General features: G+C 64.9%; 15 protein-coding genes. 11 read left to right on the plus strand and 4 right to left on the minus strand.

What is annotated here, in order from left to right:
• The first annotated feature begins 42 nt into the window (after positions 1-42).
• Positions 43-2319 (plus strand): amylo-alpha-1,6-glucosidase, encoded by a 2277-nt coding sequence (locus tag QCE88_RS35680; RefSeq protein WP_309910245.1) that lies wholly within the window; start codon positions 43-45, stop codon positions 2317-2319.
• A gap of 45 nt (positions 2320-2364) precedes the next feature.
• Here the strand turns inward: QCE88_RS35680 and QCE88_RS35685 are convergent, their stop codons facing one another.
• Together QCE88_RS35685 and QCE88_RS35690 are read right to left on the minus strand one after the other, a co-directional pair.
• Positions 2365-3546 carry a 4-hydroxybenzoate 3-monooxygenase gene (locus QCE88_RS35685; RefSeq protein WP_309910247.1) on the minus strand — a complete coding sequence of 394 codons (1182 nt, stop codon included), beginning with the start codon at positions 3544-3546 and terminating at the stop codon, positions 2365-2367.
• Positions 3547-3875: 329 nt separating this feature from the next.
• The gene (locus QCE88_RS35690) at positions 3876-4916 is read right to left on the minus strand and encodes an aldo/keto reductase (RefSeq protein ID WP_309910248.1); all 1041 of its coding nucleotides are present in this window, start codon (positions 4914-4916) and stop codon (positions 3876-3878) included.
• Between the two features lie 217 nt (positions 4917-5133).
• On the opposite strand from QCE88_RS35690, the gene QCE88_RS35695 reads away from it, so the two are divergent.
• From QCE88_RS35695 to QCE88_RS35715, 5 genes are all read left to right on the plus strand, one after another.
• Entirely contained in the window at positions 5134-6144 is a 1011-nt protein-coding gene (locus QCE88_RS35695) for an AraC family transcriptional regulator (RefSeq protein ID WP_309910249.1), read from the plus strand.
• 167 nt (positions 6145-6311) lie between these two features.
• Positions 6312-6695: a hypothetical protein gene (locus tag QCE88_RS35700; RefSeq protein WP_309910251.1), complete on the plus strand. Its 384-nt coding sequence runs from the start codon at positions 6312-6314 to the stop codon at positions 6693-6695.
• 103 nt (positions 6696-6798) lie between these two features.
• The gene (locus QCE88_RS35705) at positions 6799-6936 is read left to right on the plus strand and encodes a hypothetical protein (protein ID WP_309910252.1); all 138 of its coding nucleotides are present in this window, start codon (positions 6799-6801) and stop codon (positions 6934-6936) included.
• Positions 6937-6979: 43 nt separating this feature from the next.
• Positions 6980-7504: an RNA polymerase sigma factor gene (locus QCE88_RS35710; RefSeq protein ID WP_309910254.1), complete on the plus strand. Its 525-nt coding sequence runs from the start codon at positions 6980-6982 to the stop codon at positions 7502-7504.
• Positions 7501-8295, plus strand: coding sequence for an anti-sigma factor (locus QCE88_RS35715; RefSeq protein WP_309910255.1), 795 nt, complete (start codon positions 7501-7503; stop codon positions 8293-8295). The genes QCE88_RS35710 and QCE88_RS35715 overlap by 4 nt, the downstream gene beginning before the upstream one ends.
• 90 nt (positions 8296-8385) lie before the next feature.
• Here QCE88_RS35715 and QCE88_RS35720 read toward each other — a convergent pair whose 3' ends face one another.
• A complete protein-coding gene (locus QCE88_RS35720) occupies positions 8386-8607 on the minus strand; it encodes a hypothetical protein (RefSeq protein ID WP_309820084.1) in 222 nt (73 codons plus the stop codon).
• Positions 8608-9037: 430 nt separating this feature from the next.
• Between QCE88_RS35720 and QCE88_RS35725 the strand changes: the two genes are divergently transcribed.
• Positions 9038-9562: an Rrf2 family transcriptional regulator gene (locus tag QCE88_RS35725; RefSeq protein WP_309910256.1), complete on the plus strand. Its 525-nt coding sequence runs from the start codon at positions 9038-9040 to the stop codon at positions 9560-9562.
• Positions 9563-9577: 15 nt separating this feature from the next.
• On the opposite strand, the gene QCE88_RS35730 is transcribed toward QCE88_RS35725, so the two are convergent.
• Complete coding sequence (locus QCE88_RS35730; RefSeq protein ID WP_309910257.1) at positions 9578-10000, minus strand: BspC domain-containing protein; 423 nt, start codon at positions 9998-10000, stop codon at positions 9578-9580.
• 232 nt (positions 10001-10232) lie between these two features.
• On the opposite strand from QCE88_RS35730, the gene QCE88_RS35735 reads away from it, so the two are divergent.
• From QCE88_RS35735 to QCE88_RS35750, 4 genes are all read left to right on the plus strand, one after another.
• Positions 10233-10778 carry a putative glycolipid-binding domain-containing protein gene (locus QCE88_RS35735; RefSeq protein WP_309910259.1) on the plus strand — a complete coding sequence of 182 codons (546 nt, stop codon included), beginning with the start codon at positions 10233-10235 and terminating at the stop codon, positions 10776-10778.
• Between the two features lie 70 nt (positions 10779-10848).
• Positions 10849-11895, plus strand: a complete 1047-nt coding sequence (gene selD, locus QCE88_RS35740; protein ID WP_309910260.1) for a selenide, water dikinase SelD — start codon at positions 10849-10851, stop codon at positions 11893-11895.
• Between the two features lie 23 nt (positions 11896-11918).
• Positions 11919-12848 (plus strand): cation diffusion facilitator family transporter, encoded by a 930-nt coding sequence (locus QCE88_RS35745; protein WP_309910262.1) that lies wholly within the window; start codon positions 11919-11921, stop codon positions 12846-12848.
• A gap of 459 nt (positions 12849-13307) precedes the next feature.
• Positions 13308-15884 (plus strand): mechanosensitive ion channel domain-containing protein, encoded by a 2577-nt coding sequence (locus QCE88_RS35750; protein WP_309910263.1) that lies wholly within the window; start codon positions 13308-13310, stop codon positions 15882-15884.
• Positions 15885-16053: the final 169 nt, after the last annotated feature.

The following is a 16053-nucleotide window of genomic DNA, read 5'->3' on the forward strand; positions in this document are numbered from 1 at the left end:
GTAGTTCACGAACACCCTTCAGATCACTTTCAGGAAGGTGCAATGACTAATCAGGAACAGAAGCAGGACCTCGGCCAACAGCAGCAACAACAGCAACAACAGCAGCAGACGGAGGCGCAATTGAAGCCCGCCGCCACGGACGAGGCGTTCATTCCCACCGAGCATTCCAACATGCCGAGCGAGCGCCAGTTCGTGCTGAAGTCGGGCAACACGTTCGCCGTGTACGACGCCAACGGCGACATCCGCGGCGGCGACGACGGTCTGTTCGTCAACGACACGCGGGTGCTGTCCGAACTCGTCCTGACTTTTGGCGGCCGCGCTCCTTCGCTGCTTTCTGGCAGCGTATCGAGCGACAACGCCGTATTCACCGCGCATCTGACGAACCGGCCATTACCGCCCATCGGCGGCGCGCGCACGCCGGAAGGCGTGATTCACGTCGAGCGCAAGCGCGTGTTGTCCGGGCACGTGCTGCACGAAAGCATCGTACTCACCAACTACGGCACGGAGCCGTCCACGGTGCCGCTGTCCATTTCGTTCAAGGCGGATTTCCTGGACATGTTCGAGGTGCGCGGCGCGAAGCGCGGCAAGCGCGGCAGCCTGCGTCCGCCCGTGGTGGAAAACGGCGAGGTCGTGCTGTGCTACGTCGGTCTGGACGAAGTGGAGCGCACCGCGCGCATCCAGTTCACGCCCGCGCCGGACGTGCTGTCGCCCTCGCGTGCCGATTACGCGCTGCATATCCAGTCGGAGACGGCCATCTCGGTGTATCTGTCCGTGACGGCCGTCACCCGGGCATTGAGCGACGCCAGCGAGGAGAGCAAGCGCAACGCAGCCGAAGCCGCGGAGTGCGAGCCCGAATCGGGCCGGCCGGCCATCCGCGAAGCGCTCGTCGAGGCGCACCGGCGCATGCGCGACCGGCGTCGGGCCAGCGCACGCGTGCGTTCGAGCAATCCGCTCTTCAGCGAATGGATCGACCGTTCCCTGGCGGATCTTGGCTTGCTGACCACGGATCTCGAGACCGGTCCGTATCCGTACGCCGGCATTCCATGGTTTTCCACGGCCTTCGGACGCGACGCCATCATCACGTCGCTGCAGATGCTCTGGCTGCATCCCACACTCGCGCGCGGCGTGTTGCGTTTCCTGGCGGCACACCAGGCCCGCGAAGATTCGGCGTTCCGCGACGCCGAAATCGGCAAGATCATGCACGAGACGCGCAAGAGCGAGATGGCCGCCACCGGCGAAGTGCCGTTCGCGCTTTACTACGGTGGCGTGGACAGCACGCCGCTGTTCATCGTGCTGGCGGGCGCCTACGCGGAGCGCACCGGCGACCGCGCATTGCTCGACGAAATCTGGCCTGCGCTGCAACTCGCGGCTGATTGGGTGGCGCGCCACTGCGACAAGAATCCATGGGGCCTGCTCGACTATCAGCGTGCCTCCGAACACGGTCTTGCCAACCAGGGCTGGAAGGACAGCCAGGATTCCGTGTTTCACGCGGACGGCAAGTTCCCCATTGGTCCAATCGCACTCGTCGAGGTGCAGGGTTATGCATCGACGGCGTTTTCCACCATGGCGCGTCTCGCACGCGAACGGGGCGACGAAGAGCGGGCCAGCGAGTTCGAACGCCGTGCGCGTCACATCCGCGAGCGGGTGGAGGAAATGTTCTGGATGCCGGAGATGGATTTCTACGGCATTGCGCTGGACGGCAAGGGCGAGCTGTGCCGTGTGCTGTCATCGAATGCGGGGCATTTGCTGGCCTTCGATCTCGTCGACCGGACACGCGGCGAAGCGGTTGCACGTCAGCTCGAATCCACGCTGTTCCACACCGGCTGGGGCGTGCGCACGCTGGCGGCGGGACAGCCGCGCTTCAATCCGATGTCGTATCACAACGGCTCGGTCTGGCCGCATGACACGGCCCTGTGTGCGCGCGGTCTGGCCCGCTACGGCGATCGCGGCGCGGCGGTCGGCCTGCTGCAGGCGCTGTTCGAGGCGGCCGTCACCTTCGACATGCGCCTGCCCGAGCTGTTTTGCGGCTTTACGCGCCAGCGTGGCGAACGGCCGATTGCGTATCCGGTCGCGTGTCTGCCGCAGGCTTGGGCAGCCGGTACACCGTTCATGATCCTGGAAGCGTGTCTGGGCGTATCGGTGGATGCGGTGAAGAACGAAGTGCGCATCGATCGTCCGCAATTGCCCGAGGGCATCGACTGGCTGGAAATCGGGGATCTGCGGCTCGGCGAAAAGAACGTGACGATCACGTTCCGGCGCGTCGGCGGGCAGGTGATTCCGTCGGTCGAGGGTGATGTCCGCGTGGTCGCGGTGCTGTGAGGTGCCTCCGCATGGCGCCGTCAGGCGCCATGCAGGCGCAGATGCTTAAACCGCGACGCTGCCCACGTAGTTTTCGGCAAGCGCGATGGCGGCCGCGCGCGAGGTCGTCACGTGTTCCAGTTCCGCGACCTGCAGGCGCTGTTCAAACGGCGAGGTGTCATCGAGCTTGTGCAGCATGCGCGTCATCCACCAGGAGAAGTGCTCGGCGCGCCAGACTCGCTTGAGTGCGGTTTCCGTGTACTGCGCCAGTTTCTCGCCGCTGCCTTCCTTGTAGAAATCGAGGAGCGCGGCATTCAGCACACGCACGTCCGACACTGCCAGATTCAGGCCTTTCGCGCCCGTCGGCGGCACGATGTGAGCGGCGTCGCCGGCGAGGAACAGCTTGCCGGACTGCATCGGCGTGGACACGAAACTCCGCATGCCGACAATGTTCTTCTGGAAGATCCGGCCTTCGGTGATCTGCCAGCCATCGGCGGTATCGACGCGCGCGTGCAGTTCGGCCCAGATGCGATCGTCGGACCAGGCATCGACGGTATCTTTCGGGTCGCACTGGAAGTACATGCGCTGCACGCCCGGCGAGCGCGTGCTGATGAGCGCGAAGCCCCGGTCGTGACGCGCGTAGATGAGTTCGTCCGAGGAGGGCGGCGCTTCAACCAGAATGCCGAACCAGCCGAACGGATAGATGCGCTGATAATCCTGCCGCACCGCTTCGGGAATCGATTGACGCGAAACACCTTGCGAGCCGTCGCAGCCGACAATGAAGTCGCATTCGAGCGTTTCGTCGCGGCCCTCGTGCCGATACGCGATGCGCGGCTTGCGGTCGCTGCCTTCGTGGAAGTCGTGCAGTGAGACGTCCGACACATTGAACTTGAGCGCGCCGTTCGCGGCCAGCCGCGCCGCCACCAGATCCTTGATGACTTCGTGCTGCGCGTAGACCGTGATCGAATGGCCGGTCAGCTCGGTCAGCGCAATGCGGCGGCGCTGACCCTCGAAAGCCAGCTCGAAGCCGTGGTGTAACGCGCCTTCAGCCTGCATCCGTGCGCCCAGGCCGGCCTGATTGAGGGTGTCCATCGTGCCCTGTTCGAGCACGCCGGCACGGATCGTCGATTCGATGTCGTTCTGGCTGCGCGCCTCGAGCACGACCGATTCGATACCGCGCAGATGCAGCAGATGAGAAAGAAGAAGCCCGGCCGGGCCCGCGCCGACGATGCCGACTTGAGTACGCATGGTTGTCTCCGAGAGGCAATGTGATGTTGTGCGTACAGTGTCGACAGCTTGCTTCTATGCAGCAATGCGATAAGCGGGATAAGAAATATCTTATTTCGAGATAAAGGGGGTAAAAGGCGGCAAATCGCTGTGAACCGAGGGTAAATCCCTACCGCTCTACGACCTTTCCTTGCTGCCGACCGACGACAGGCTGACGATGCGCCCGTGCCGCACATAGCGCAGAATCGACAGCGCTACGCGGCAGCAGACGAACACGTCGTACCGCCTACGGCCCCGCGGCCCGACGAAGGGCGGGAGCGCCCACCCGTCAGCCCACTTCAGCCCTGTGACTACTCCTTCATCTGCTTGAGCCGCGCCTCTCCCTGACGCGTGAGCATCCAGCCCGGATATTCAGCGGGCAACTGGCTGACTTCATCCAGCGCCGCCAGTTCGTCTTCGTTGAGTTTCACCTGGGTGGCCGCGATGTTGTCGTCGAGTTGCTCGATCCGCTTGGCCCCGATGATTACGCTCGTCACGACCTTCTGATGCAGCAGCCACGCCAGAGCAATCTGCGCGACCGTCACGCCCTTCGACTCGGCCATGCGCCGCATCACATCGACACAGTCGTAAGCGCGGTCCACATTGACCGGCGGAAAATCGAACTTGCTGCGGCGGCTGCCTTCTTCCTTGCCGCCGTCGCGCGTGAACTTGCCTGAAAGCAGGCCTCCTGCGAGCGGACTCCACACCATCAGGCCGACGTTCTCGCTTTGCAGAAGCGGCACGAGTTCCCGCTCCAGGTCGCGTCCCGCGATCGTGTAATAGGCCTGTAGCGATTCGAAGCGCGCCAGTCCAAGCCGCTCCGAAATGCCGAGCGCCTTCATGATCTGCCACGCGGCCCAGTTCGACACGCCGACATAACGCACATGTCCGTGCTGCACCAGCGTGTCGAGCGCACGCAGCGTTTCCTCGATCGGCGTGGCCGGATCGAAACCGTGGATCTGATACAGGTCGACGTGATCCAGTTGCAGGCGTTGCAGACTCGCCTTGACGCCATCGATGATGTGATAGCGCGACGCACCGCGCGAATTGACGCCCTTGGTGCCGGTTTCGCCGAGAATCTTGGTCGCGACGACCACGTTCTCGCGCGGCACCTTGAGGTTCTTCAGCGCCTGGCCGGTGATGATTTCTGAACGGCCGTCCGAATAGACATCGGCGGTGTCGATGAAGTTGATGCCCGCATCGAGCGAGCGGCCCACCAGCGTGTCGGCTTCCGATTGCTGCAAATTGCCGATGTTGTCCCAGATTCCGCCGGTCCCGCCGCCGAACGTCATCGTGCCGAGGCACAGTTCGGAGACGAAAAGACCGGTATTGCCGAATTTTCTGTAGCGCATGGTTGCTCCCGAATGGCTGAACGGGGCGCGGCATCGCCACAAGCTGGCGACAAACCGTCCCGGCAGTGCAGTATCGTCCCGCAGCGGCGCGCGTTCATAGCCTGATCCTGCTCGATCCTTGCCCGTTTCTGCAAACGCATCGGGTATCCCCGCGCAATCTCCCCCTCGCGCGAGTATGCTGAACGCACTCTCCCATCTCGAAAATGGTCCGGAAATCATGGCTTTGAACGACACACCCGAATTCGCCGGCAAAGAGGAGCACGAGCATCCGCGGGAGGGGCGCAACAGCGGCCACGACAGCCACGCACACGACACGGCGCTGGATCAGGCCCGCCTCGATCTCGTCACGCTGCTGGACCGCTTTACCGCCGGCTGCGAAGGGTCGATCGAAACGCCGGTGCCGGGGCTGGTCCTGCATCGCATCATGAATCCCGGCGGGCCGAAGCACGGCATCCAGACGCCCGCGCTCGCGTTGATCGCGCAGGGTAGCAAGCGGCTGATGGTCGGTGACGAAACCTATGTGTACGACCCGATGCATTACCTGGTGTCGTCGGTGGATCTGCCGGTGTGCGGTCAGGTGTCGGTGGCGAGCGAATCGGAGCCGTATCTCGGCATGCGGCTGGAGCTCGATGTCGAGGAAATCACCTCGCTGATCCAGGACGAAAAGCTGCCGCCCGCGACCCAGGCCGACGCCTCGCGCGGCCTCTATGTGAACCGCCTGGGCAACTCGATGCTCGACGCGGTCCTGCGTCTGCTGCGGCTCGTCGACACGCCCGAAGACGTGCCGATCCTCGCGCCGCTGGTGACGCGCGAGATTCTCTATCGGCTGCTGATGAACGGCTCCGGCGCGCGTCTGCGGCAGATCGCGCTGCAGGACAGCCAGACGCAGCGCATCGCCAAGGCCATTCAGCTGCTGCGCCAGCATTTCGATCAGCCGCTGCGCGTGGAAGACATTGCGCGCGATGTGCATATGAGCGTGTCGTCGCTGCATCATCATTTCAAGGCCGTGACCGCAATGAGTCCGCTGCAGTATCAGAAGCAGTTGCGCTTGCAGGAGGCGCGCCGCCTGATGCTGCTCGATATCGCCGATGCCGCGACGGCCGCGCATCGCGTCGGCTACGAGAGCGCTTCGCAGTTCAGCCGGGAGTACAGCCGCCTGTTCGGTGCGCCGCCGTTGCGCGACACACGCCGCTGGCGCGACGCCACGGCGGCCGCCGCCGGCGTCTGAGCGTGCACGCGACATCACGAATCACTGGCCGAGCGCGGCCGAATGGTCTTGAATGGATGCCGTCTGGCGATGCGACGGCGCTGCCGCATCGATTAATTTCATCGTCCGCGGAATAGTGCAGCGCTGACGAACGTTCTACGGATACTTCTACAACAAGGAAAGATGAAATGAAGAAGCGCATCCTGATGTCCGTCGCCGCGTTTGCCGCTCAGGCCGTGCTCACGGCGGGTTTTGCTTCGTCCGCCCAAGCGGCGGCGCCGAAGGAAGCCAACGGCATGGCCGTCGATGAAAACGGCATGACCCTCTATACCTTCGACAAGGATTCGAAGGGCAGCCCGAGCGCCTGCACGGGCGGCTGCGCGCAGGCGTGGCCGGCAGCGATGGCCACCGACTCCGACAAGCCGTCAGGCAAATGGAGCATGGAAGCCGCCGACGGGGGCAAGCAATGGGCCTATGACGGCAAGCGTGTGTACCGCTTCGCGAAGGACACGAAACCGGGCGACAAGAACGGCGACAATTTCCGCGACGTGTGGCATGTCGTGAAGCCGTAAGCGATCCCGCAACACACGGCCACGCACGGCATGACATGGCAAGGACGGGCCCGCGGAATAAAGCGGCTCGTCCGCCAGTCAATACACTGAAAGGAACACGATCATGAAACGATCGATCGGAGTGACGGCGCTCCTGGTCGCGCTCGCCCTCGGGGCGGCGCTGGCCGGCTGTGCGAGCGGATCGCAGGCGGCGCCTTCATCAGGTACGCCGAGCGGACCTGCCGGCGGAGGAAGCTACTGATGGCCGATTGGGAGCAGCGAGCCCGACGCAGGAAGCGCGTAACGTGAGCTTCGAAGGCGATCTCCTCGCGCACCTGCCGCAGTTGCGCCGCTATGCGCGCGCGCTGACGGGCGACCGCGCCTGGGCCGACGATCTCGTGCAGGACGCCACCGAACGCGCGCTGAATCGCGCGGGATCGTTTCATGCAGGCACGAACCTGCGCGCGTGGCTGTTCACCATCATGCGCAACCTGTATATCGATCAATTGCGTGGCCGGCGCGATATCGCAGTGGACGACGAAACCGCGCCCTGGCGGCAGATGGCCGCGCCGCGCGGAGAAGTCGACGGACTGGTGTTGCGGGACATTCAGCGGGCGCTCTATTGCCTGCCGGTGGAGCAGCGCGAAGTGATGCTGCTCGTATGCGTCGAGGAAATGAGTTATCAGGAGGCGTCCGTGGTGTTGAACGTGCCGACCGGAACCGTGATGTCGCGTCTGTCGAGGGCGCGCGAGCACATGCGGGTTCTGCTCGGTGAGGAACCGAACCGCAAGGCGTCGGCGTCGTCGTTGAAAGTGGTGAGCCGCTCATGACCGATCAAGACCGTTCACCCGGCAACGGCGCGCACACCGGGCAGCCCGTGCCGGATCGCGAGCTTCAGGCGCTGTCCGCATTCGTCGATGGCGAACTGACCGGCGACGAGCGCGAAGCCACGGCCCAGCGCGTTGCCAGCGATCCCGTCAGCGAGGCGACCGTGGCCGCTTATCGCGCGCAGGACAACGCATTGCGCGCGCTGTTCGCCGATCAGGGCGAGCCGCAGGTCATCCGCCTGAAGCCGCGCCCGCGCGAGCGCTATCTGCTGGCCGCGTGCTTCATGGTGGTCGGTGTGGCGTGCGGCTTCCTGCTGCACATGCTGTTGCCGGCGCTCGGCGAGTCGAGCCCGCCTTTCGCGGAACGCGCCGACATCGCCTACGCGGTGTATGCGCCCGAACAACGGCACGCGGTGGAAGTGGCGGCGTCGCAACAGGACCACCTCGTCACGTGGCTCTCCAAGCGCCTGAACCGTTCGGTGACGATTCCATCGCTGACGGAATACGGATTTCAGCTGGTTGGCGGACGGCTGTTGCCGGACGAGGAAGGGCCCGCAGCGCAGTTCATGTACCAGAACGCGGCAGGCGAACGGCTGACGCTATACATGACCACCGCGACCATCCGGCGCAACGACACGAAAATCCGCGTACTGCGCGACGGACAGCGCACCACCTTCTACTGGGCGTGGAACCGGGTGGGCTACGCGCTGTCGGGGCAGATCGGCGAGGCAAAGCTGCAGGCGATCGCCTACGACACCTGCAAGGAACTCGGCGGCGATCCGAAGCGCTGGTGACGCGCGCCGTCCGCACATTGCAAAGGCCGCAGCGAGGGTGAGATCGCTGCGGCCTTTTTCATGCACTCATTCAAGCGCATGCCCGATGCATCAATAGCGATGCGGAGGCGGCGGCGCTACGTGATGATGATGGCTTTCCCACTCACGCCGCTGCCAATAGCGATGCCCGTCCCAGTACCGTTCGCCGTGCCAGCCCACGCTGACGTGATGCGGCGCGTAGTGATGCGTGTCCGCCGAGGCAGCGTTCGCGAGGCCCAAACCCAGGGCCGCCGCAAGGGTGGCGATCAACACACTCTTCTTCGTCTTGTTCATGATGTTTGCTCCTGTTTCGTGTCTGGACGCCGCGGGTTCGAAAGATGAACTACGTCACGAACTGCGACATGTTCAATCCAGGTTGACTTGGTGCAGCATGGGTCCGGTCAGCGGGTCAGCGATAGTAGTCGCCGTGATGATGGTGATAACCGCCGCCATCCGGAACGACGATGCAGCCGGACAGCGCACCGCTCAACAACACGCCCAGCGCTGCAAGGATCGCTATTCTTTTCATGGGTTTCTCCGTGTGAATCCATGGAGACCAATTTAGCGGTTCGCAAAATGACAAGCCGTGTTCCTTTGTAAGCAAACGTATAACCTGAAATATTCGCGATGGCCGTCTGTAAAGGCGCGCCGGCGCCTGTCGGCGGCATTGCATGGGGCATGAGCAGGGCTATACTGAACTCCGACACAACGCGTCGGAGTGGACATGGCTCATATCAGCACTGGAGTGGAGTATGCGTTGCACTGCATGCTGTATCTCGCGGAGCCGCCACACGGCGTGCGCGAGGCCGGCGTGCGCGATCTCGCTGAATTGCAGGGCGTGCCGGCAGACTATGTCGCCAAGCTGTTCACGAAGCTGCATAAGGCGGGACTCGTCGTGGCGACGGAAGGCGCGCGCGGCGGCTTTGCGCTCGCACGGCCATCGAGTGAGATCAGCGTGCTGGATGTCGTCGATGCCATCGATGGCGACAAGCCGCTGTTCGAATGCCGGGAGATTCGCGCGCGCTGTGCGGTGTTCGGCGAGGACGCGCCGCCCTGGTCGACCAGCGGCGTATGCGCCGTGCACGCGGTGATGAAGAACGCCGAGAAACGCATGCGCGAGGCGCTGGCGGCGGACCGTCTGGCGGACCTGGCGGGCCGCGTTCACGCGAAGGCGCCGCGCGCTTACAGTCGGCAGGTCGTCAAGTGGCTGGACGGCCGCACAACGCAGCGGCGTCCCCGGCAGAAGTAGTTCAAACCGGGAAGATCAGCGGACGATCTTCGGCTTCATGTTGGGCGTGAGCGAAACGCCGACCACTTGTCCGTCGCGCACACCGCAGCGGCTGTCCATGCGGGTCCATTGTTCCGTGCCGCGTGCCTTGGCGAAGGCGCGCATCACGATGACCTTGTCCACCGGAATCGGATTGCCGAGGCTCAGGATCGGCGTTTCGCTGTCGATCTTCGCGGCCAGCACGCGGCGGTCGGGCACGATCAGCGTGTCGTACTTCGGGGCGTGTTCCACCCAGCGGTCGAAGGCGGCGACACATTGCACGACGGCGTCGGGCACGCGCAGCTTGGTCAGATACGAGTAGTCCTCGGGCAGGTCCGGCGTTTCCTGCGCCTGGACGAGCTGAAACATCGAAGCCGACAGCGCGAGCGCCAGCAAGGCGGGAGCAAGAGTGTTCTTCATGCGGTGGGCGATCCAAAGAAGCGGGGACGTTCGACAGGCGCGGATCGCCGGGACACGGATCGCGTGAATGGCGCTGTGGACACGATGCGCGCGCCTGCGCAGGGATGGCGCGGAGTATACCGTGTGAGGTTTCGTGCCGTCGAGCGGAACGCGACGCTCGAAGGCGTATCGAAAGGCTTTGTGACGCGTTGTATCCTTGGGTCGAGCCGGATCATGCCGGGGAGGGCACGTGATGAAGAGGGCGCGCTGGTCGCAGGACGATGGCACGGGGCTCGAGCATCTCGTGATGGACGTGTCCGGGAAGGACATCGTGATCGAGAGCGCTGTGGTCGGCGAAAGCGATGCGCAGACATTCGGTCTCGTCTACCGCATCGAATGCGATACGCGCTGGCAGGTCACGCGCCTCGCACTGAAGCTCGCGGGCGGCGCGGCGCTCGATCTGCATCGCCAGGACGGCAACACATGGCGCGATGCAAACGGCACACCGCTCGATGCGCTGCGTGGCTGCATCGACGTCGATCTCACCGCGACGCCCTTCACCAATACGCTGCCGATCCGCCGGCTCGCGCTCGCACGCGGCGAGCGGCGCGTGATCCGGGTCGCCTATGTGCGCGTGCCCGAACTGGCAGTGAGCGCGGCGGAGCAGGCGTACACGTGCATCGAACCGGAGCGGCGCTATCGCTACGAAGGGCTCGATACGGGCTTCACGGCGGAGATCACCGTCGATGCCGACGGCCTCGTGCTCGACTATCCCGGTTTGTTCAAACGGATCGTGTAGAACGTGTTGCAACGGGAGCAGCGATAATGCCCATTCAGGCATGCACCGATCCACACCCCTTTCTCCGATCATGAACGATACGACTTCTCCTCGTCTCACGAGCCTGTCCCACGGCGGCGGCTGCGGCTGCAAGATCGCGCCCGGCGTGCTGGCGGACCTGCTGAAGCGCGCGACGCCGCTGCCGGTGTTCCCGGACCTGCTGGTCGGCAACGACACCGCCGACGACGCCGCCGTCTACCGGCTCAACGATGAGCAGGCGATCGTCGCCACGACCGACTTCTTCATGCCGATCGTCGACGACCCGTTCGACTTCGGCCGCATCGCCGCGACCAATGCGCTATCCGATGTCTACGCGATGGGCGGCAAGCCGATCCTCGCGCTCGCCCTCGTCGGCATGCCGATCAACGTGCTGCCGCACGAGGTCATCGCACAAGTGCTGAAGGGCGGCGAAGCGGTCTGCGCCGAGGCGGGCATTCCTGTCGCGGGCGGCCATTCCATCGATTCAGTCGAGCCGATCTACGGCCTCGCGGCGATTGGCGTCGTGCATCCGTCGCGCGTGAAGCGCAACGCCGCCGCGCGTCCCGGCGACGTGCTGGTGCTTGGCAAGCCGCTTGGCGTCGGCGTGTTGTCGGCGGCGCTCAAGAAAGATCGGCTCGACGCGGCCGGCTATGCCGCGATGATTGCGGCGACGACCAAGCTCAATCGGCCCGGCGCGGAACTCGCGCAGTTGGACGGCGTGCACGCGCTCACCGACGTCACCGGTTTCGGCCTGCTCGGCCACACGCTCGAGCTCGCGCGCGGTGCGCAGCTGACGGCGCGCATCCGCTATGCAGACCTGCCGTGGCTGCCGCAGGTCCTGGACTTCGTGCGCGAAGGCATCTTCACCGGTGCGTCCGGACGGAACTGGAACGCCTATGGCAGCGACATCACGCTGCTCGTCCAGGGCGACGAGGCGCGCGCTTTGCTGACCGACCCGCAGACCTCGGGCGGCCTGCTCGTTTCGTGCGCGCCGGACGCCGTGAACGACGTGCTCGCCATCTTCCGCGCCGATGGTTTCGACGCTGCCGCCGTCATCGGCGAAATGGTCGATGGCGCGGGACGCGTCGAGGTTTCCTGACCACCACTCAAGCACACGACCGCATGAACGAAGAATCACCGAAAGCGATTTTCTACGCGCTGGCCGCAAATTTCGGCATCGCCGTCTGCAAGTTCGGGGCGGCGGCGTTCACCGGTTCGGGCTCGATGTTCGCCGAGGCCATCCATTCCACCGCCGACTGCGGCAATCAATTGCTGCTGCTGTTCGGGCTGAAGCGCGCGCAGGCGCCGGCCAATGCGCTGCATCCGCTGGGCTCGGGCCGCGAGATTTACTTCTATGCGCTGATCGTGGCGCTGCTGCTGTTCTTCGTGGGCGGCGCCTTCTCGGTCTATGAAGGCGCGCACCGGCTCATGCATCGCGAGCCGTTGTCCAATCCGGTCGTGGCGCTGGTCATTCTCGGCATCTCCGTCGTGCTGGAAGCGTTTTCGCTGGCGGGCGCGATCCGCGAGATCCGCAAGAACACGCCCAACAAGCCCCTGTGGCGCTGGTTCCGCGAAACACGCGAATCGGAATTGCTGGTGGTCGCGGGCGAGGATGTCGCCGCGCTGATGGGTCTCGCCATCGCGTTCGCCGCCGTGCTGATGACGATGCTCACCGGCAATCCCGCTTTCGACGCGGCCGGTTCCATCGGCGTGGGCGTGCTGCTGATGATCATCGCGTATCTGGTGGCGCGCGAAGTGAAGTCGATGATCGTTGGCGAGTCCGCGAGCCCCGAAGTGCGCAAGGCGGTTGACGCGCACTTGCGGGCGCGTCCCGAGATCACGCGGATCATCAGCCTCATCACGCTGCAATGGGGCAAGCACGTGGTCGTGGCGGTGCAGGCGGAAATGATCGACTACCCGAGCGGCCGCGCGATGATCGACGCGATCAACGTGATCGAGGACGACTTGCAGCAGACCTTTCCGCAAGTGCGCTGGGTGTTCTTCGAGCCGGATGTCGCGCGCGATCGCAACGAACCCGCCGCTGCCGCGTGATGCGGGTGCGTTAGCGTAGACTTCCTCCGGATGCGCCTGGATGCGGCCGCGGTGTCACGGGCGTGGCGGGCAACTGTGTTTGTCCGCGTGCTGGAACCTGGGTGACGCCCATTTCGGGCAAAGGCGCGGCGTCATATCGCGAGGGTGCGGCGGTCGCCGATGCCGCTATGTCTTGACTTCCGCGCGCCGTCTGCGCGGCAGCGGGCGCGCCAAGTGCTACCCCGATCAGGGCGGTCAGCAATATATGGCGTGTCGTGGCGATGCGCCCCGTCTGTTTCGCGCTCTTTTGCATCGATGCAAGCGTCCAGTGTGATTTCACGCTGCATTGCAAGCAGCGTTTGTTCCGCAGCAGCAAAGCGCCCCGGAAACGCTTCCGCCGCGCAGGTTTCTTCGCATCACCTCATGTCGTGCGCGTTGTCCGCATCGAGTCCCCGAAATTTCGTCAACTTCATCCGACCCATGCGCAAAGTTCTTCTTGCCGTTTTGTTCGTCACCGTGTCGAGTCTGCTCTCGACCTTCTCGCCATCCACCTTCGCCGCAGCCAGCGCCGCGACGCATGCGTCGCAGCCGGCGGTCGCGCTGACCCCGCAACAGGCGCGCGATGCGCTCTCCGTGCTCAACGATCCCGCGCGCCGCTCGCAGGTCGAGGACACGCTGCGCGCGGTCGCCGCCGCGGGCGCGCTGGCCACGCCCCAGCCCGCGAGCGCGCCGCAGGATGCATCGGCGACCACGGCGGCGCCCGCGTCCGGCGCGTCCGGCGTGCTGGCGCATTCGCTGACTGCGAACGGCCTGGCCTCGCAGTTGTCGCGTCAGGCCGGTCACTGGCTCGTGCAGATCGGCTCGGGCATGCGTCATTCGATTTCCACGCTGCTCGACTTCGGTTCGGTCGCTGCATGGTGGCGCGGCAGCACCGCGACCGATCAGGGACGCACGCTGCTGGGCCGGGTCGCATGGACGGTGCTGGCGTCGCTGTTGCCCGCGCTGCTGCTCGAATTGCTGTGCTCGCGTCTTTTGAGGAAACCGCGCGCGCGGCTCGCCGCGCGTGGCGTGGCGGATGCCGAAGTGCAGGAACCGGAACTTGTTCAGGACCAGCGCGCAGCCGAGCACGCGGAAGACGTCGCGGCGCGCAGCGGCGACGAAACCGCGATGCATCTCGCCGAACGCAAGGTCGACAGCGCGCGTGGCCAACGTCATGCCGCGCGGCACTGGACCTTGCTGCAACGCCTGCCGAGCGCGCTGCTGCATGGCGTGCTGACGCTGGCGCCGCTGCTGGTGTTCATCGGCGTGGTGACCTTGCTGATGTCGTTCTTCATCGACGACAACACGCCCGAAGCGCGCGTCGCGGGCGCGCTGATCGATGTCTATCTCGTGTGCCGCGCAGTCGTCATCGTCAGCGGGTTCTTCCTTGCGCCGCGAGCCAGCGGCCTGCGCCTGCTGCAAATGCGCGATGTCTATGCGGTGTACACGCATCGCTGCGTGAGGCGGATTGCGACGGTGGCCGGCGTGGGCATCGCGCTCGCGAATGCGGGCGAGGATATCGGCCTGTCCGGCGAAGCGCGCATCGCCATCCTCAAGGTCACGCTGCTGATCGTGCATCTGATGATCGCGTATGTCATCTTCGAGTCGCGCGGCTCGGTGGCGCAAAGCATTCGCGAGCGGGCGCGCGTGAACCGCTCGGTGCGGCTGTTCGGCAACTGGGTCGCCGACGTGTGGGCCGGCGTCGCAATCTTCTTCGTCATCGCGCTGTGGTTCGTGTGGGCGCTCGACGTGCAGAACGGCTATCGCACGCTGTTCCATCTCGGCGGCCTGTCGCTGCTGGTGCTGATCGGCGCGCGCGTGCTGGCGATCGTCGCGTTCGGCGCGCTCGGTCGCGTTTTTCATCAGGACGACGAGGACGACACCGCGCAGCAATCCATCGTGCGCCGTCGCGCGTATCGCTATTACCCGGGCTTGCGGCGCTTCGTGCAGGTTCTCATCGGGATCGTCACGCTGATCGCGCTGCTCGAAGTGTGGGGCATCGACATCATCCATTTCTTCACGGCGGGCGGCATCGGCAACCGGCTGGCGTCGGCGATCGTGACCATCGCGGTTGCGGCGCTGTTCGCGTTGCTGGTGTGGGAAGGCGCGAATGCAGTGGTCGAGCGGCGTCTCGAACAGTGGACCGCGAGCGGCGAACGCCTGCGCGCCGCGCGCCTGCGCACGCTGCTGCCGATGATGCGCAGCGGCCTGTTCATCGTCATCGCGATGGTCGTCGTGCTGACGGGGCTGTCGGAACTCGGCGTGAACACGGCGCCGCTGCTGGCGAGCGCGAGCATCTTCGGTGTGGCGCTCGGCTTCGGTTCGCAGAAGCTCGTGCAGGATCTGATCACCGGCATCTTCCTGCTGATGGAGAACGCGATGCAGGTCGGCGACTGGGTCACGCTCGCGGGTGTTTCGGGCACGGTTGAATATCTGTCGATTCGCACGGTGCGCCTGCGTGGCGGCGACGGCTCGCTCTATACCGTGCCGTTCAGTTCGGTTTCGACGGTGAACAACACGAACCGGGGTATCGGCAACGCGGCGGTGCGGGTGTCGATTGCACTCGGCCAGGACGTCGATCTGGCGATCTCCACGCTGAAAGGAATTGGCACGGCATTGCGCGACGATGCCGCGTTCCGCGACGGCATTCTGTCAGACTTCAGCTTCTGGGGCGTCGATGCCGTCGACGGTTCGACCGTCACGCTCGCGGGCCAGATCCAGTGTCGCGACAGCTCGCGCTGGCCGGTGCAGCGCGAATTCAACCGGCGCATTCTCAACGAATTCACGGCGCGCGGCATCGAGATTGCGAATCCGCAGCGCAATTTCGTCATTGTCAACGGCGGCAATGCGGAGGGCGCTCAGGATCCTGTACAGGATCCTGCTGATGCGGACAAGGCGGGCGCGGAGCAGCGCGGCGAGCCATCGCGTGCGGCCCAGCATCCGACCAGCGAGGCCGCCGGTTCCGCCGGCGTGGCCTCCAGCGCGCCGCCGCCGCGCGCGACGCAAGGCGGCTCCTAAGCGGGCGCGCGTCGACACGATTTGCAACATGGAGCGCTTATTGGCTCTCCTATAATTGCGCGGGCTGGCCGTGCCCGGTGAGCGGGCGCGGTCTTCTTTCGAAGGTCGAACCTTTACGAGGATCCGCCCGCATGAAAATCGCTCCCGCGTCACGTCCGAACCATCCATC

The organism is Caballeronia sp. LZ035 (assembly GCF_031451175.1).
In the GTDB taxonomy this organism is placed as follows: Bacteria; Pseudomonadota; Gammaproteobacteria; order Burkholderiales; family Burkholderiaceae; genus Caballeronia.